Annotated in this window: 15 protein-coding genes and 1 other annotated feature; of the genes, 14 read left to right on the top strand and 1 reads right to left on the bottom strand. The window is 47.1% G+C overall.

The window, feature by feature from the left end; translation table 11 throughout:
• The first annotated feature begins 51 nt into the window (after positions 1-51).
• Positions 52-237, top strand: coding sequence for a hypothetical protein (locus tag NYE62_RS14190; protein ID WP_007408136.1), 186 nt, complete (start codon positions 52-54; stop codon positions 235-237).
• A 39-nt stretch (positions 238-276) separates the two neighbouring features.
• Here the strand turns inward: NYE62_RS14190 and NYE62_RS14185 are convergent, their stop codons facing one another.
• Positions 277-627, bottom strand: a complete 351-nt coding sequence (locus tag NYE62_RS14185; protein ID WP_015417942.1) for a hypothetical protein — start codon at positions 625-627, stop codon at positions 277-279.
• Positions 628-1049: 422 nt separating this feature from the next.
• Positions 1050-1301: a binding site (T-box leader), on the top strand.
• Between the two features lie 119 nt (positions 1302-1420).
• Between NYE62_RS14185 and ilvB the strand changes: the two genes are divergently transcribed.
• The 13 genes from ilvB to yihA all read left to right on the top strand — a co-directional run bounded on the left by ilvB (position 1421) and on the right by yihA (position 18517).
• Complete coding sequence (gene ilvB / locus NYE62_RS14180) at positions 1421-3145, top strand: acetolactate synthase large subunit (protein ID WP_007408140.1); 1725 nt, start codon at positions 1421-1423, stop codon at positions 3143-3145.
• Positions 3142-3660 carry an acetolactate synthase small subunit gene (gene ilvN / locus NYE62_RS14175; RefSeq protein ID WP_003152598.1) on the top strand — a complete coding sequence of 173 codons (519 nt, stop codon included), beginning with the start codon at positions 3142-3144 and terminating at the stop codon, positions 3658-3660. The genes ilvB and ilvN overlap by 4 nt, the downstream gene beginning before the upstream one ends.
• Positions 3661-3682: 22 nt before the next feature.
• Positions 3683-4711 (top strand): ketol-acid reductoisomerase, encoded by a 1029-nt coding sequence (ilvC, locus tag NYE62_RS14170; RefSeq protein ID WP_003152600.1) that lies wholly within the window; start codon positions 3683-3685, stop codon positions 4709-4711.
• Positions 4698-6254, top strand: coding sequence for a 2-isopropylmalate synthase (locus NYE62_RS14165; RefSeq protein ID WP_032870763.1), 1557 nt, complete (start codon positions 4698-4700; stop codon positions 6252-6254). Before ilvC ends, NYE62_RS14165 begins: the two co-directional genes overlap by 14 nt.
• A gap of 20 nt (positions 6255-6274) precedes the next feature.
• Complete coding sequence (leuB, locus tag NYE62_RS14160) at positions 6275-7372, top strand: 3-isopropylmalate dehydrogenase (protein WP_094032207.1); 1098 nt, start codon at positions 6275-6277, stop codon at positions 7370-7372.
• Positions 7373-7421: 49 nt separating this feature from the next.
• A complete protein-coding gene (leuC, locus tag NYE62_RS14155) occupies positions 7422-8840 on the top strand; it encodes a 3-isopropylmalate dehydratase large subunit (protein ID WP_342497012.1) in 1419 nt (472 codons plus the stop codon).
• A gap of 15 nt (positions 8841-8855) precedes the next feature.
• Positions 8856-9455 (top strand): 3-isopropylmalate dehydratase small subunit, encoded by a 600-nt coding sequence (gene leuD, locus NYE62_RS14150; protein ID WP_007408146.1) that lies wholly within the window; start codon positions 8856-8858, stop codon positions 9453-9455.
• 116 nt (positions 9456-9571) lie between these two features.
• On the top strand, positions 9572-10576 hold the full coding sequence (ddcA, locus tag NYE62_RS14145; protein WP_059368019.1) for a DNA damage checkpoint antagonist DdcA: 1005 nt from the start codon (positions 9572-9574) through the stop codon (positions 10574-10576).
• Between the two features lie 216 nt (positions 10577-10792).
• Positions 10793-12067 (top strand): trigger factor, encoded by a 1275-nt coding sequence (gene tig, locus NYE62_RS14140; protein WP_042635396.1) that lies wholly within the window; start codon positions 10793-10795, stop codon positions 12065-12067.
• 271 nt (positions 12068-12338) lie between these two features.
• Positions 12339-13601: an ATP-dependent protease ATP-binding subunit ClpX gene (gene clpX / locus NYE62_RS14135; protein ID WP_007408149.1), complete on the top strand. Its 1263-nt coding sequence runs from the start codon at positions 12339-12341 to the stop codon at positions 13599-13601.
• A gap of 149 nt (positions 13602-13750) precedes the next feature.
• Positions 13751-15409, top strand: a complete 1659-nt coding sequence (lonB, locus tag NYE62_RS14130) for an ATP-dependent protease LonB (protein ID WP_012118116.1) — start codon at positions 13751-13753, stop codon at positions 15407-15409.
• A 199-nt stretch (positions 15410-15608) separates the two neighbouring features.
• The gene (gene lon, locus NYE62_RS14125; protein ID WP_342497011.1) at positions 15609-17933 is read left to right on the top strand and encodes an endopeptidase La; all 2325 of its coding nucleotides are present in this window, start codon (positions 15609-15611) and stop codon (positions 17931-17933) included.
• A complete protein-coding gene (gene yihA, locus NYE62_RS14120; RefSeq protein ID WP_003152626.1) occupies positions 17930-18517 on the top strand; it encodes a ribosome biogenesis GTP-binding protein YihA/YsxC in 588 nt (195 codons plus the stop codon). Before lon ends, yihA begins: the two co-directional genes overlap by 4 nt.
• The last annotated feature ends 24 nt before the right edge of the window (positions 18518-18541 follow it).

Below are 18541 nucleotides of genomic sequence, written 5' to 3'. Positions count from 1 at the left end.
ATCATGCATTTTGTCAATGAATGATAGAAAGACAGCGGGAGGAATTAGCTTTTGAAGTACGCATTTGCATATAAAAATCACAATATAGAAACGATCTTTTGCGGAAAAGACGAGCTGTTTGAGGAACTGAAGCAATTTTTAATCACTCAATGCGGTTTAATCATTGTTGAGGTTTCAAGGGCTGATTACTATACGGAGCAGGAAATGAATCAATGGAATGACCGTTATACCCTGTGAATATGAAAAGAAACCGGCCGTGTGAGACCGGTTTTTGTATCATCTGAATCCGCTCGGAGCGCTGAAGCCCCCGGCATGGCCGCTGAAACCGCCCCCGAGCGCGCCGGGATGCGCCCCGGCGCCGAGGCTTCCGCCGACGTCACTGAAGGATTGGCCGTAGTACCCGGTTGTATAAGGGTATGGGACGAATTGCTGCCCGGCGAATGACAGCGTGCTTTGCGGGGTCTGCTGTCCGTATCCGGATGACGGGAATCCCTGCTGAAAAGAAGGGCCGCCTTGATATGGTGCTGTATGCATCGGGGCCGGAGGATAATAAGACTGCGGCGGTAAGACCGGTAAAGGCGGAAATCCAGGAGGCAGGCCCTGCATGCCTGATAACATCTTATTCATGACATCACTCATTTCTTACGAGATAAGAACAGTGTATGCGTATGTCTGTATAAAGAGCCTGTTCAATCGAACGGAATATCTGACAAGCATGCCGGAAGGACAGAGAAAAATCGTGTAATAAAATGTGACATATTCGTATATGAACGGAAAAATTTCATGTAATCTTGAGAGATTAATAAAAAAATGATAAAAACTTTTAATATTTACAGATCCCTTTGTACCAGTAATGAAAGCGTATACAAAGTAGATTGATTAATCTAAATTGTCTAATAATTATAAAAATGCTGTTGACACTGCCTGCAAACGGGCGTAATATGAGTTCAAACAAAAATAAATAAATGATTCACGCTAAAAAGAAAAATCATAAAACACTGAAAAAACAAACAAATGAAGGTTCTTTTTCAATAAAAGAGCTGCCATAATAAAAAGCGCAGAAGAGGATAAGTAGCTTTGCTGAAGTTTTTCACAGAGAGCCGGTAACGCTGAGAGCCGGTAAAACAAATCAAAGTGAACTCCCCTCAGAGTGCCGGTCTGAAATGTAAAGAGTAGGACTCGGCCGAGTGAACACAATGTTTACTCGTTATCAAAACGGATAATCATTATCCATGAGACGGTCTGCATATGACCGTAAACAAGGGTGGTACCGCGGAAAGCAAAGCCTTTTCGCCCCTTTTGGCTATCGCATGAAATGCTTGGCTGAATGTGGGTGGGAAGGCTTTTTTATTTGCGTCAGCCGGCGCTGCGTTTTATGAATTGGATTTTAGAAGGGAACATTGAAAAGGAGGAACTGAAAATGGGCACAAATGTACAGGCGGATTCTTTGTCTGCCGAATGTACAAAAACAATGAACGGGGCTCTGATGCTGATTGAATCATTAAAGAAAGAAAATGTCGAGATGATCTTCGGCTATCCGGGGGGAGCCGTCCTTCCGATTTACGATAAACTGTATCAATCAGGATTGGTTCACATCCTGCCCCGCCACGAGCAAGGCGCGATTCATGCGGCAGAAGGGTATGCGAGAGTCTCCGGAAAGCCGGGGGTTGTGATTGCTACCTCAGGACCCGGAGCGACAAATTTAGTTACCGGTCTTGCGGATGCGATGATAGATTCATTGCCGCTCGTAGTGTTTACCGGTCAGGTGGCCACTTCGGTCATCGGCAGCGACGCTTTCCAGGAAGCCGACATTTTAGGAATTACGATGCCGATTACGAAACACAGCTACCAAGTCCGCCGTCCGGAAGATCTCCCCCGTGTGATTAAAGAGGCGTTCCATATCGCCACGACGGGAAGACCGGGTCCGGTATTAATTGATATACCGAAGGATGTCGCAGCATTTGAAGGAGAGTTCAGATATGATCACGAGATCAGCCTTCCGGGTTATCAGCCTGTAAAAGAGCCTAACTATCTGCAGATCCGAAAGCTCGTGGAAGCTGTCAGCAGTGCGAAAAAGCCGGTTATTTTAGCCGGAGCGGGTGTTTTGCACGGTAAAGCTTCAGAAGATTTAAAAAATTATGTCGAACAGCAGCAAATTCCGGTAGCGCACACGCTCCTCGGTCTGGGCGGTTTCCCGGCAGACCATCCTCTTTTTCTGGGAATGGCGGGGATGCACGGCACATACACAGCGAATATGGCGCTTTACCACTGTGACTTGTTGATCAGCATCGGAGCGCGGTTCGATGATCGCGTGACCGGAAATCTGAAGCATTTTGCAAAATCGGCCAAAGTGGCGCATATCGATATTGATCCTGCTGAAATCGGAAAAATTATCGAAACGCAGATTCCGGTGGTCGGCGACAGTAAAATCGTCCTTCAGGAATTATTGAAGCAAAACGGAAAACAGGGACAGACAGAGGAATGGAAACAGCAGCTTTCAGAATGGAAAGAAGAATATCCGCTTTGGTATACAGACAACAGAGAAGAGGGCTTGAAACCCCAAAAGCTGATTGAGTATATTCACCAATTCACAAACGGTGAGGCAATTGTGGCGACGGATGTCGGCCAGCACCAGATGTGGGCGGCTCAGTTTTATCCTTTCCGAAAGGCTGATAAGTGGGTGACCTCGGGGGGACTCGGCACAATGGGCTTCGGCCTTCCGGCGGCTATCGGAGCGCAGCTGGCCGATCGTAACGCCACGGTCGTTGCCATCCTCGGAGACGGCGGTTTTCAGATGACCCTTCAGGAATTAGATGTCATCCGGCAGCTGAATCTTCCTGTCAAAGTGGTTATCTTAAACAACGAATGTCTGGGCATGGTCAGACAGTGGCAGGAAATCTTCTATGAAGAGCGCTATTCTGAATCCAAATTCTCGGCGCAGCCTGACTTTGTCAAATTGTCAGAAGCCTACGGCATTAAAGGCGTCCGGATTTCATCGGAGGAAGAGGCGGAAGAAGAGCTTAAAAAGGTGCTTTCATCAAAAGAACCGGCCGTTATTGACGTCCGGGTCGCCAAAAGCGAGAAAGTATTCCCGATGATTGCGCCGGGTAAAGGACTTCATGAAATGGTGGGGGTGAAACCTTGAAACGCATAATCACATTAACGGTGGTCAACCGCTCGGGAGTATTAAACCGGATCACCGGCCTGTTTACAAAAAGACACTATAATATCGAAAGCATCACTGTAGGCCACACGGAAACAAGCGGTGTTTCAAGAATTACATTTGTCGTCCATGTGGAAGGCGAAAATGACGTAGAGCAGCTGACAAAGCAGCTTAACAAACAAATTGACGTCCTGAAAGTGACGGATATTACAAACCAATCGATTGTACAGCGTGAGCTGGCATTAATCAAAGTTGTTTCCGCACCGTCGGCCAGAACGGAAATCAATGGAATCATTGAGCCGTTCAGAGCTTCCGTCGTTGATGTCTCAAGAGACAGCATCGTCGTTCAGGTTACCGGCGAATCTAATAAAATCGAAGCGCTCATAGAGCTGCTCAAACCTTACGGCATTAAAGAAATCGCGAGAACGGGCACAACGGCTTTTGCGAGGGGAACCCAGCAGAAGGCGTCATCCAATAAAACAATTTCAATTGTATAACACAAAAAAGGGAGAGATTAAAATGGTAAAAGTATATTATAACGGTGATATCAAAGAGAACGTATTGGCAGGTAAAAAAGTAGCGATTATCGGTTACGGTTCACAAGGTCACGCACATGCGCTGAACTTAAAAGAAAGCGGAATTGATGTCATTGTCGGCGTCAGACAAGGAAAATCATTTACACAGGCCCAAGAAGACGGTCATAAAGTCTTTTCGGTAAGAGAAGCGGCTGCCCAGGCAGATATCATTATGGTTCTTCTTCCGGATGAACAGCAGCAAAAAGTATATGAAGCTGAAATCAAAGATGAATTGACGGCGGGCAAGTCATTAGTATTCGCACACGGATTTAACGTCCATTTCCATCAGATCGTGCCTCCTGCTGATGTGGATGTATTCCTTGTCGCCCCTAAAGGACCGGGACACCTTGTCAGAAGAACATATGAACAAGGCGCGGGCGTACCGGCATTGTTTGCCATCTACCAGGATGTATCAGGCGAAGCGAAAGATACGGCTCTTGCTTATGCAAAAGGAATCGGCGGAGCGCGTGCGGGCGTTCTTGAAACAACATTTAAGGAAGAAACGGAAACGGATTTGTTCGGTGAGCAGGCTGTTCTGTGCGGAGGTTTAACGGCGCTTGTCAAAGCGGGTTTTGAAACGCTGACAGAAGCCGGCTACCAGCCTGAACTCGCATACTTCGAGTGTCTGCACGAACTGAAGCTGATCGTAGACTTGATGTATGAAGAAGGATTGGCGGGCATGAGATACTCTATCTCCGATACGGCTCAATGGGGAGATTTTGTCTCAGGGCCGCGCGTAGTCGATGCGAAGGTAAAAGAATCGATGAAACAAGTATTAACAGATATTCAAAACGGTACATTCGCGAAAGAATGGATCGTGGAAAACCAAGTGAACCGTCCTCGCTTCAATGCGATCAATGCAAGTGAAAACGAGCATCAGATTGAAAAGGTCGGCAGACAGCTTCGTGAAATGATGCCGTTTGTCAAACAAGGCAAAAAGAAGGAAGCGGTGGTCTCCGTTGCGCAAAATTAATGTTTTCGACACGACCCTTCGTGACGGTGAACAATCCCCCGGGGTCAACCTCAATTCCCGGGAGAAACTGGCGATAGCCAAGCAGCTTGAAAGACTCGGGGTGGATATTATTGAAGCGGGATTTCCCGCTTCATCCCGAGGTGATTTTTTAGCCGTGCAGGAAATCGCAAGAACGATTAAAAATTGTTCGGTAACAGGGCTTGCCCGATCTGTCAAAGGTGACATCGACGCAGCCTGGGAAGCGCTGAAAGACGGGGCCAGCCCGCGGATTCACATCTTTATCGCCACCTCTGACATTCATCTGAAGCATAAGCTGAAAATGACGCGGGAAGAGGTTAAGGAAAAAGCGGTTGAAATGGTGAAGTATGCAAAAGAACGCTTTCCGATCGTTCAATGGTCAGCAGAAGACGCATGCCGCACCGAACTTCCGTTTCTGGCTGAAATCGTTGAAGAAGTGATTGATGCCGGCGCGAGCGTCATCAACCTGCCGGACACTGTAGGTTACCTGACGCCGGCTGAATACGGAAACATCTTTAAATATATGAAGGAACACGTTCCGAATATCAACCGGGTAAAGCTTTCAGCCCATTGCCACGATGATCTCGGAATGGCGGTTGCCAACTCGCTTTCGGCAATTGAGAACGGCGCTGATCAAATTGAATGCGCCATTAACGGCATAGGAGAAAGAGCCGGGAACGCCGCGCTAGAGGAAATCGCTGTTGCGCTTCATGTCAGAAATGACGCCCATCAAGCCGATTCATCCCTCAATCTTCATGAATTGAAGCGGACGAGTGATCTTGTCAGCAAACTGACGGGCATGGCCGTTCCCCGCAATAAAGCAATCGTCGGAGATAACGCTTTCGCACATGAGTCCGGCATTCACCAAGACGGTTTCCTGAAAGAAAAATCAACATATGAAATCATTTCACCGGAACTTGTCGGCGTGACTGCTGATGCGCTCGTACTCGGAAAGCATTCCGGACGCCATGCGTTCAAAGACCGCCTGAATGCGCTTGGATTCCAGTTTGATAGTGAGGAAATCAATAAATTTTTTACGATGTTTAAAGAACTGACCGAAAAGAAAAAAGAAATCACCGATGATGACTTGATTTCTCTTATTTTAGAAGAAAAAGTGACAGACAAAAAAATCGGCTATGAATTTTTGTCTCTGCAAGTGCATTACGGGACGTCTCAGGTGCCGACTGCAACAGTCTCTTTAAAAAATCAGGAAAACGAACAGCTGATTCAAGAGGCGGCAACGGGGGCGGGCAGCGTAGAAGCCGTTTATAATACGCTCGGGCGCTGCATCGATAAAAATATTGAACTGACAGACTACCGCATCCAATCCAACCGGAAAGGCGAAGACGCGCTGGCTCAAGTTTTTGTCAGAGTGACCGTGAACGGAAAAGAAACATCAGGGCGGGGAATCGCGCAGGATGTTCTGGAAGCTTCTGCTAAAGCTTATCTGAACGCCGTGAACCGGCAGCTGGTGCTGGATTGCAATTTAGACGGATTAAAGAGACAGACTGCGGTCGGCTCGTAATAGAAAGGAGAACGTTTGATTTGAAAAAACGTATTGCTTTGCTGCCCGGTGACGGAATCGGACCGGAAGTGGCGGAATCAGCGGCAGATGTATTGAAAAGCGTTGCCGAACAATTCGGACATGAATTTGAATTTGAAAACGGGCTGATCGGGGGAGCGGCTATTGACGCCCATCAAAACCCCCTTCCTGAGGAGACGGTGGCTCTTTGTGAAAGATCCGACGCCATCCTGCTCGGGGCAGTCGGCGGGCCGAAATGGGACCAAAATCCTCCGGAGCTCAGACCGGAAAAAGGCCTGCTCGGCATCAGAAAAAAACTCGGCCTGTTTGCCAATCTGCGTCCCGTGACCGTATTTGAAAGCCTGTCTGAGGCGTCTCCGCTGAAAAAAGAATATATCAGCGGCGTCGACTTTGTAATCGTCAGGGAACTGACGGGCGGCCTCTACTTCGGAGAACCGAGCAGACAGTATGTCAATGAAACGGGAGAAAAGGAAGCGGTCGATACCCTTTTTTATAAGAAAGAAGAAATCGCACGCGTTGTCAGAGAAGCTTTTAAGATGGCTGCCGGCAGAAAAGGAAAAGTGACGTCCGTTGATAAGGCGAATGTGCTTTCATCAAGCAGGCTTTGGCGGGAAACAGCGGATGAAATCGCAAAAGAATTTCCTGATGTGACGCTTGAACATATGCTTGTCGATAATGCCGCGATGCAGCTCATCTATGCTCCGAGCCAGTTTGACGTCGTCGTAACTGAGAATATGTTCGGCGATATTTTAAGCGATGAAGCCTCCATGCTGACAGGCTCGCTCGGCATGCTGCCGTCAGCCAGCTTATCAAGTTCAGGTCTTCACTTGTTTGAACCCGTGCATGGATCTGCGCCTGACATCGCCGGTAAAGGGATGGCCAATCCGTTTGCGGCGATTTTATCAGCGGCGATGCTTTTGAGAACATCTTTCGGGCTTGAAAACGAAGCGCAGGCGGTGGAAAAAGCGGTCGCAAAGGTGCTTGCAGACGGCAGCCGTACACGTGATATCGCCCGGGACGGCCAATATGCCGGAACGCATGACATTACTGAAAAAGTAAAAGCCGCATTAGCCGGCTCGAATACAAAATCTATAGTGTGACGCTTTAAAGAAAGCGGTCTTAGTTCATAGGTAGAGGGAGGAAACAAAGATGATGCCTCGAACAATCATCGAAAAGATTTGGGATCGGCATGTTGTAAAAAGCGGTGAAGGAAAACCCGACCTTCTCTATATTGATCTGCACCTCATTCATGAGGTGACGTCTCCTCAGGCGTTTGAAGGGTTAAGGCAGAAGGGGAGAAAGGTCAGACGGCCGCAGAATACATTCGCGACGATGGACCACAATATTCCGACCGTCAACCGTTTTGACATTAAAGATGAAGTCGCAAAGCGCCAAGTAACCGCGCTTGAACGGAATTGTGAGGAGTTTGGCGTCCGTCTTGCGGATCTTCACAGCGCAGACCAGGGGATCGTTCACGTGGTCGGGCCTGAGCTTGGTCTGACACTACCGGGGAAAACGATCGTTTGCGGAGACAGCCATACATCGACTCACGGTGCATTCGGGGCGCTTGCCTTCGGTATCGGCACAAGTGAGGTGGAGCATGTTCTTTCCACACAGACACTATGGCAGCAGCGGCCGAAAACGCTTGAAATCCGCGTTGACGGAACGCTCCAAAAAGGAGTGACCGCGAAGGATGTCATCTTGTCGGTCATCGGAAAATACGGGGTGAAATTCGGTACCGGATATGTCATTGAATACACCGGGGAAGTATTCAGAAACATGTCTATGGACGAACGCATGACCGTCTGCAATATGTCAATAGAAGCGGGAGCACGGGCGGGACTGATCGCTCCGGATGAAACGACGATCGAATATTGTAAAAACCGTAAATACGCGCCAAAAGGCGAAGAGTTTGAAAAAGCCGCCGCAGAATGGAAAGCGTTAAAAACCGATCCGGGCGCCGTATACGATCATTCCATCGTGCTAGACGGCAGCGAGATTTCTCCAATGGTAACATGGGGCGTCAATCCCGGTATGGTTCTTCCGGTCGATGCCCAAATACCGGCGCCGGAAACGATTGATTCTGAAGACGGTAAAAAAGAAGCCATCCGCGCGTACGAATACATGGGAATCTCACCGAATCAAAAAATTGAAGATATTAAAGTCGAGCATGTGTTTATTGGCTCCTGTACAAATTCGCGGATGACCGATCTTCGCCAGGCTGCGGATATGATCAAAGGCCGAAAAGTCGCCGACAGCGTCAGAGCCATTGTGGTCCCGGGTTCTCAAAGCGTGAAACAGCAGGCCGAAGAAGAAGGGCTGCACCGCGTGTTTCTCGAGGCCGGCTTTGAATGGAGAGAATCAGGCTGCAGCATGTGCCTCAGTATGAACAATGATGTCGTGCCTGAAGGGGAACGATGCGCTTCCACTTCCAACCGCAACTTCGAAGGCAGACAGGGAAAAGGCGCGAGAACACACCTTGTCAGTCCGGCGATGGCGGCAATGGCGGCCATTCACGGGCATTTCGTCGATGTAAGAAAGTTTTATCAAGAAAAAACAGTTGTGTAAGGAGTGCGCAAAAAGATGGAACCTTTAAAAACGCATACGGGAAAAGCGGCCGTCTTAAACCGGATCAACGTCGATACGGACCAGATTATTCCGAAACAGTTTTTGAAAAGAATTGAAAGAACAGGATACGGCAGATTCGCGTTTTTTGATTGGAGATACCTTGAGAACGGTGAGCCTGATCCTGAATTTGAATTAAACCGCAAAGTCTATGAAGGCGCGTCCATATTAATTGCCGGAGAGAATTTCGGCTGCGGATCATCCCGTGAGCACGCTCCTTGGGCGCTGGATGATTACGGCTTCAAAATCATCATTGCTCCGTCATTTGCCGATATTTTTCATCAAAACTGTTTTAAAAACGGTATGCTTCCCATCCGTATGCCGTATGATCAGTGGAAAAAACTCGCCGGTCAATATGAAAATCAGTCTCTTAACATGACGGTTGACTTGGAAAACCAGCTCATTCACGACAGTGAAGGAAAAGAGATTTCATTTGAAGTCGATCCTCACTGGAAGGAAATGCTGATAAACGGCTATGATGAAATTTCATTAACGCTTCTGCTGGAGGACGACATTCAGCAGTTTGAATCGAAAAGAAGTTCATGGCTTCAAGCCTGAAAAAAGCCGACCGGATCTGTCCGGCGGCTTTTTTTACCGTGCGCACCATCCTTTCTTGTGTTTCCTGACGCGTGTTGATACACTTGAAAAAAATAGCGCCTGAAAGGAAATAAAGTATGACGCATGACAAGAAAAAAGCTGATATCATTCCTTTCCCCCGTCTGAAAGAACGCTTGGTTGATAAAGGGATGGCCGCCATGAAGGATAAACAGTATCAGGAGGCCCTCGAACTGTTCTCAGAGGCGGTAAGCCACGGCGATACCGAGTCCGACGTACATTTAGGCATGGCGATTTGTTTTCTGGAACTCGGGGAATTGGAAGAAGCAAAACAAGTTTGCGAGAAAATGCTGAATGAAGGGTACGGCCATTATTTCACCGTACTGCAAGTGTACATGACCATTTTAATTCAGCTGAAACAATATGAAGAAGTCAAAAGCACAATTGAAGCTGTGCTGGAAGAAAACCAGCTGCCCGCAGAAAGTGCGGAGCAATTCTACCGGCTGCTCGAATTCAGCCGCAAAATGACCGATCCCGACCAGCAGGATGAAGCGTGGGAGGAGGAATACGAGGACATTCTTGATGCGGAAAAAGTGCTGAACAGCCCCGCTGAACAAATGAATCTGATTCATTCTCTCAAAGACCGCAATATTGCAAAATACACGGGTCTCTTAAAAACGATTCTTCAAGATCCGGGCGCTCATCCTCTTATCAAGACGATGATTTTGACGCTGATGGCGGACCATGACTACAGCAAGCCGGTCCATATTACAAAATTCGGCGATTCAATGACCGCGGTTCCGAGTGAAACGGTTCAGCCTGATGCGGCTCCGATTTTGCATCGCGTTCTCCGGGTGCTTGATGAAACGCTCGGCAATGAAAACCCTACATTATACGCTGCCGTCGAAGAGCTGTGGAGAAGGCATCTGTACGTTCTGCACCCTTTTATGCCGAAGTTTTTGAACGCAGATTTATGGGCGGCGGCGCTTCATAAGGTCGGTTACGAGATGCACGGCATTGACATTGAGCCGGAGGAACTTCATATGATGTACGAGTTTGACAGCCGCGAACTTGAAGAAGCCTGCACGATGATTAAGGATATTGAAGAAATTTCTTATTTGTAAATCACACCATATAGTTGAAAGCGGTAGGCGTTATGTTATAATATAGTGGTTGTATTTATGTATAGCGGTTTAACTGAAATGAGAATTACGGTTGGACAGGCTGCCAGTTCATTACATAATGATTCTGATTCAAAGCGGTTTTTTCTTTGACAAAGCCGCGGATTGCTTTAGAATGGAAGACCGACACAACCTGAATAGATTTTTGGAGGGAAACACATGTCTGTAAAATGGGAAAAACAAGAAGGCAACGAAGGCGTATTAACGGTTGAAGTTGATGCGGATACGTTCAAAACAGCTCTTGATGATGCATTTAAAAAAGTAGTAAAACAGGTTTCTATTCCTGGATTCCGCAAAGGGAAAGTTCCCCGCGCTTTATTCGAACAGCGTTTCGGCGTTGAAGCTCTTTACCAGGATGCTTTAGATATTTTACTTCCTGTAGAATACCCTAAAGCGGTTGAAGAAGCCGGCATTGAGCCTGTAGATCGCCCTGAAATCGATGTTGAAAAAATCGAAAAAGGCGAAAGCTTGATTTTCACTGCAAAAGTGACTGTAAAACCGGAAGTGAAACTTGGCGACTACAAAGGCTTAGGAATCGAAAAAGATGACACTGCCGTTACTGACGAAGATGTACAAAACGAACTTAAAGCGCTTCAAGAGCGTCAGGCTGAGCTTGTCGTGAAAGAAGAAGGCGCTGTTGAAAACGGCGATACAGTCGTTCTTGACTTCGAAGGTTTCGTTGACGGCGAAGCGTTTGAAGGCGGAAAAGCTGAGAACTACTCACTTGAAGTAGGATCAGGTTCATTCATCCCGGGCTTCGAAGAGCAGTTAACAGGCCTTGAAGCAGGCGCTGAAAAGGATGTTGAAGTAACATTCCCTGAAGAGTACCACGCTGAAGAGCTTGCCGGAAAACCAGCTGTTTTCAAAGTGAAAATTCATGAAATCAAAGCGAAAGAGCTTCCTGAGCTTAACGACGAATTCGCAAAAGACATTGACGAAGAAGTTGAAACGCTTGCTGAATTAACTGAGAAAACAAAAAAACGCCTTGAAGAAGCAAAAGAAAACGAAGCTGACGCTAAATTGCGTGAAGAGCTTGTTCTGAAAGCATCTGAAAACGCTGAAGCTGATGTTCCTCAAGCGATGATCGACACTGAGCTTGACCGCATGCTGAAAGAATTCGAACAGCGTCTGCAAATGCAAGGCATGAACCTTGAGCTTTACACTCAATTCTCAGGCCAAGACGAAAACGCGTTAAAAGAGCAAATGAAAGAAGATGCCGCAAAACGCGTAAAATCAAACCTGACTCTTGAAGCGATCGCTCAAGCAGAAAACCTTGAAGTAACGGACGAAGAAGTTGAAGCTGAGCTGACTAAAATGGCTGAAGCTTACAACATGCCGGTTGAAAACATTAAGCAGGCAATCGGTTCAACTGACGCGATGAAAGAAGATTTAAAAGTTCGAAAAGCAATTGATTTTCTTGTAGAAAACCGTTAATATGGTTCATAATAATAGACATAATAAAACAGGGCGCGATTAATTCGTGCCTTGTTTTGTACAATTATGATATAACTCTTTTTCTTGGGGCAAGATAGTCATTGCCGGGCTGTTTTTCGTCATACATATAGAATGTGCAAGTGCGAAACACATTGTTACCGTCTTACTGGAAAGTATGGTAAAATGCAATACATACTCGATCGTAGCAAGAACCGTTTTCTTTTGCCCTTCAGGTAAAAGAAAAAGTGAGACAAGATTAAGGGGTGAAAGAATGTTTAAATTCAACGAGGAAAAAGGACAATTGAAATGCTCGTTCTGCGGAAAAACGCAAGATCAGGTTCGTAAGCTGGTTGCAGGACCGGGCGTATATATATGCGATGAATGTATTGAGCTCTGTACAGAAATCGTAGAGGAAGAGCTTGGTACGGAAGAAGAAGTCGAATTTAAAGACGTTCCGAAGCCGCAGGAAATCCGTGAGATTCTGAATGAATATGTCATCGGACAGGATCAGGCGAAGAAATCACTTGCGGTTGCGGTATACAACCATTACAAACGCATCAACTCCAACAGTAAAGTGGATGATGTCGAGCTTTCTAAAAGTAATATTTCTTTAATCGGACCGACTGGAAGCGGGAAAACACTTCTTGCCCAGACGCTTGCGCGTATTCTGAACGTGCCGTTTGCGATCGCGGACGCTACATCTCTGACTGAAGCCGGATATGTCGGTGAGGACGTAGAAAACATCCTCCTCAAGCTGATTCAGGCAGCAGACTATGATGTGGAAAAAGCAGAAAAAGGTATTATTTATATCGATGAAATCGATAAAGTAGCGCGAAAATCTGAAAACCCGTCCATTACACGTGACGTATCAGGCGAAGGCGTTCAGCAGGCGCTGCTGAAAATTCTTGAAGGAACGGTTGCAAGCGTGCCGCCTCAAGGAGGACGCAAACATCCTCATCAGGAATTCATCCAGATCGATACGACGAACATCCTGTTCATTTGCGGCGGTGCATTTGACGGCATCGAACAAATCATCAAACGCCGTCTCGGACAAAAAGTCATCGGCTTCGGCTCTGATAATAAAGCGGCAGACCTGGAAAAAGAAGAACTGCTTTCTAAAGTTCTTCCGGAAGACTTGCTCCGTTTCGGTCTGATTCCTGAATTCATCGGCCGTCTTCCTGTCATTGCAAGCCTTGAGCAGCTTGACGAAACGGCACTGGTTGAAATTCTGACTAAACCGAAAAACGCACTCGTCAAACAATACAAGAAAATGTTAGAACTTGATGATGTCGAGCTTGAATTTGAAGACGAGGCATTATCTGAAATTGCGAAAAAAGCGATCGAGCGTAAAACAGGCGCACGCGGCCTGCGTTCTATCATTGAAGGCATCATGCTTGACGTCATGTTTGATCTGCCGTCCCGCGATGATATTGAAAAATGTGTCATTACCGGAGCGACAGTCGCAGACGGTGAAGCACCGCGTCTTGTATTAAAAGACGGCACAGTTGTCGGCCAAGATAAAACATCAGCATAACATGACAAAACCTCCTGACCCGAATTGATCAGGAGGTTTTTTTCTTGTCCTGACCCTTCTGAAAATGTTTATTCCGGGCTTTGCTGGGAGATACTAGCGGACAGAGGAATGAATTGGATACATAAATCGTTTTTTCAGGAGGGACCAGCATGAGTTGGACAGGGATCGCATTATTTGTACAGCTGTTTTTCGGGATAGTCATCGGATTATATTTTTGGAATCTGCTCAAAAACCAGCGTACACAAAAAGTGACGATAGATAAAGAATCAAAAAAAGAAATGGAACAGCTGCGCAAAATGCGCGCCATCAGTTTATCAGAACCTTTATCAGAAAAGGTGCGGCCGAAAAGCTTTCAGGACATTGTCGGCCAGGAAGACGGAATTAAAGCGTTAAAAGCAGCGCTTTGCGGACCGAACCCGCAGCACGTCATTATTTACGGTCCTCCGGGAGTCGGAAAAACGGCTGCGGCGCGGCTGGTATTGGAAGAAGCGAAAAAACATAAACAGTCACCGTTTCAAAAGCAGGCTGTTTTTGTTGAACTTGATGCGACGACCGCGCGGTTTGATGAACGGGGGATTGCCGATCCGCTTATCGGTTCAGTGCATGATCCGATTTATCAGGGAGCGGGAGCGATGGGCCAGGCAGGCATTCCGCAGCCGAAACAGGGGGCTGTGACCCATGCTCACGGCGGGGTATTGTTTATTGATGAAATCGGCGAGCTTCATCCGATTCAGATGAATAAAATGCTGAAGGTGCTTGAAGATCGAAAAGTATTTTTAGACAGTGCGTATTACAGTGAAGAAAATACGCAAATACCGAATCACATTCATGATATTTTTCAAAATGGGCTTCCGGCAGATTTCCGTTTGATCGGAGCGACAACGAGAATGCCGAATGAAATTCCGCCGGCCATCCGTTCGCGCTGTCTTGAAGTATTTTTCCGCGAGCTGGAAAAGGATGAACTTAAAATCGTTGCGAAAAAAGCAGCCGACAAAATTCAGAAAGAGATTTCTGACGAAGCTCTCAGTGTGCTGACCACATATACGAGAAACGGACGTGAAGCCGTCAATATGATCCAGATCGCCGCCGGCATGGCGGTGACTGAGGACAGAAAAGAAATTACGACAGAAGATATAGAATGGGTTGTTCATTCCAGTCAGCTTACACCTAAAAATGAGCAGAAAATCGCCGATGAACCGCAAGTCGGCATCGTGAACGGACTTGCCGTCTACGGGCCGAACAGCGGCGCATTGCTGGAAATCGAAGTGAATGTCACACCTGCGCAGGACAAAGGAAGCCTGAATATCACGGGAATTGCAGAGGAAGAAAGCATCGGCAGCCAATCGAAGTCGATCCGCCGCAAAAGCATGGCAAAGGGATCTGTGGAAAATGTTCTGACGGTTCTGCGCACAATGGGCATCAAACCTTCAGACTATGACATTCACGTGAATTTTCCGGGCGGAGGCCCGATTGACGGACCTTCAGCAGGTATCGCGATGGCCGCGGGGATTTTTTCCGCGATTCACCGCATCCCGATCGACCATACGGTGGCGATGACGGGAGAAATCAGCCTGACGGGGCTTGTCAAACCGATCGGCGGCGTCATTCCGAAAATTAAAGCCGCAAAACAGGCCGGAGCAAAAACGGTCATTATCCCATATGAAAATCAGCAGTCCATTCTGAAACGAATAGACGGAATCACCATTAAAGCGGTAAAAACGTTCCAGGAAGTGCTGGACGTCATATTGGTTGACCCTCCTTCAGAACAAAAACCGTTTGATATCCAAATGAATAAAGAATCCGTATAAACCCCATTTTTATAATGGGGTTTTTTTATGGAGGACATCTTTTCCTTTTTCAGAACAGAAAGAAAGGGTATACTACGAAGAGACTGTTTTATATACAGGGCAGGCGGATAAGCCGATTAAAGCCCGATCCCGGAATTGTACAACGATGAAAAAGTTGTATTATAATGGTTCATACTAAAGTCACGGAGGTGTCAGTCACATGGCAGAAGATACAAAACGCAGCATCCCGCTCCTCCCTTTAAGAGGCTTATTGGTATACCCGACAATGGTTTTACATTTAGATGTAGGCCGTGACAAGTCGGTTCAGGCTCTTGAACAGGCAATGATGCATGATCATATGATTTTTTTAGCCACTCAGCAGGATATTTCGATAGACGAACCGGGTGAAGAGGATATTTTCTCCGTCGGCACTTATACAAAAATTAAACAGATGCTGAAGCTGCCCAACGGTACGATCAGAGTGCTCGTAGAAGGAATTCAGCGGGCGCAGATCCTTGAATACACCGAGCTCGAAGATTATACTTCGGTCGATATACAGCTGATGCATGAGGATGATTCAAAAGACGTGGAAGACGAAGCGCTTATGCGGACGCTGCTGGACCATTTTGACCAGTACATAAAAATTTCTAAAAAAATCTCCGCAGAAACGTATGCGGCTGTGACTGATATTGAAGAGCCCGGCAGAATGGCGGATATCGTCGCTTCTCATCTCCCGCTGAAATTAAAGGACAAGCAGGACATTTTAGAAACGGCGGATATTAAAGAACGTCTGAATAAGGTCATCCGTTCCATTCATAATGAAAAAGAAGTGCTGGAGATTGAGAAAAAAATCGGTCAGCGCGTCAAACGTTCGATGGAACGCACTCAAAAGGAATACTACTTGCGTGAACAGATGAAAGCCATTCAGAAGGAGCTTGGCGACAAAGAAGGAAAAACCGGCGAAGTTCAGTCGCTCACGGAAAAGATAGAAGAAGCAGGCATGCCTGAGCGTGTCAAAGAAACGGCGCTTAAGGAATTAAGCCGTTACGAAAAAGTGCCGTCAAGCTCAGCGGAAAGCTCTGTTATCCGCAACTATATTGACTGGCTCATCGCCCTTCCGTGGTCGGATGAAACAGAAGATAAACTTGATATTAAAAAAGCCGGGGAAATCTTAGATAAAGAGCACCACGGCTTAGACAAAGTGAAAGAGCGGATTTTGGAGTATTTGGCCGTGAAACAGCTGACGAAAACGCTGAAAGGGCCGATTCTTTGTCTGGCCGGACCTCCGGGAGTCGGTAAAACATCTCTTGCAAAATCAATCAGTACGAGCATGGGGCGCCGTTTTGTGAGAATTTCACTGGGCGGAGTGCGCGATGAGTCTGAAATCCGCGGGCACCGGCGTACATACGTCGGAGCGATGCCGGGCCGTATTATACAGGGGATGAAAAAAGCCGGTAAACAAAATCCGGTCTTTCTCCTGGATGAGATCGACAAAATGTCGTCTGATTTCAGAGGCGATCCGTCTTCGGCGATGCTTGAGGTGCTGGATCCGGAACAAAACAGCACATTCAGCGACCACTATATTGAAGAGACGTTCGATTTATCGAAAGTGCTGTTTATCGCGACTGCGAATAACCTTGCTTCCATCCCGGGACCTCTCAGAGACAGAATGGAGATTATCAGCCTGTCAGGCTACACTGAAAACGAAAAGCTGGAGATCGTGAAGGACCACCTGCTTCCGAAACAAATCAAAGAGCACGGGCTCACAAAGAGCAACCTGCAGATTCGGGATCAGGCGATTACGGACATCATCCGCTACTACACGAGGGAAGCCGGCGTGAGAACGCTTGAACGCCAGATTGCCGCCATTTGCCGAAAGGCTGCAAAAGCCATTGTGTCTGAGGAGAGAAAACGCATTACCGTTACAGAGAAAAATCTGGCCGACTATCTCGGAAAACGGATATTCAGATACGGACAGGCGGAAACCGAAGATCAAATCGGGGTTGTCACGGGGCTTGCGTATACGACGGTCGGCGGAGATACGCTGTCAATCGAAGTGTCATTGTCACCGGGAAAAGGAAAGCTGATTCTGACCGGGAAGCTTGGAGATGTCATGCGGGAATCAGCGCAGGCCGCTTTCAGTTATGTCCGCTCGAAAGCGGAACAGTTCGGAATCGATCCGAAATTCCATGAGAAGTATGACATTCATATCCATGTCCCTGAAGGGGCGGTGCCGAAAGACGGCCCTTCTGCCGGAATTACGATGGCCACGGCGCTCGTTTCAGCATTAACGGACCGTGCGGTAAAACGCGAAGTCGGTATGACGGGAGAAATTACGCTGCGGGGCCGCGTGCTTCCGATCGGCGGACTGAAAGAAAAGGCGCTCGGCGCGCACAGAGCGGGCCTGACCACTATTATTGCGCCTAAAGATAACGAAAAAGATATAGAGGATATTCCAGAAAGCGTCAGAGAAGGACTGAAGTTTATATTCGTTTCTCACCTGGATGACGTTTTGGAACATGCCTTAGTAGGAGAGAAGAAATGAAAGTCACAAAGTCAGAAATCGTGATCAGCGCGGTCAAACCCGAACAGTACCCTGATGGGGGGCTTCCGGAAATCGCGCTGGCGGGAAGATCAAATGTAGGAAAATCATCTTTTATCAATTCATTAATCAATCGGAAAAACTTGGCCAGAACGTCATCAAAACCGGGGAAAACACAGACCCTAAACTTTTACATCATCAATGATGAATTGCATTTTGTCGACGTTCCCGGGTACGGATTTGCGAAAGTTTCCAAAAGCGAGCGGGAAGCATGGGGGAGAATGATTGAAACCTATATGACGACCCGCGAAGAGCTGAAAGCCTGCGTGCAGATTGTCGACCTCAGGCACGCGCCGTCTGCTGAAGACGTGAACATGTACGAATTCCTGAAGTATTACGGCATTCCCGTCATCGTTATCGCGACAAAAGCGGATAAGATTCCAAAAGGAAAATGGGACAAGCACTTAAAGGTTGTCAAACAGACGCTTGATATGGATCCTGAAGATGAGCTGATTTTATTTTCCTCTGAAACGAAAAAAGGCAAAGATGAAGCATGGGGAGCCATTAAAAAAATGATCAGCCGGTAATGAAAAACCCAAAACGCAGTGCGT

Origin of the sequence: Bacillus sp. FSL K6-2861 (assembly GCF_038630725.1) — a bacterium.
GTDB lineage: Bacteria > Bacillota > Bacilli > Bacillales > Bacillaceae > Bacillus > Bacillus velezensis.
This window is presented reverse-complemented; position numbering and strand designations above follow the sequence as displayed.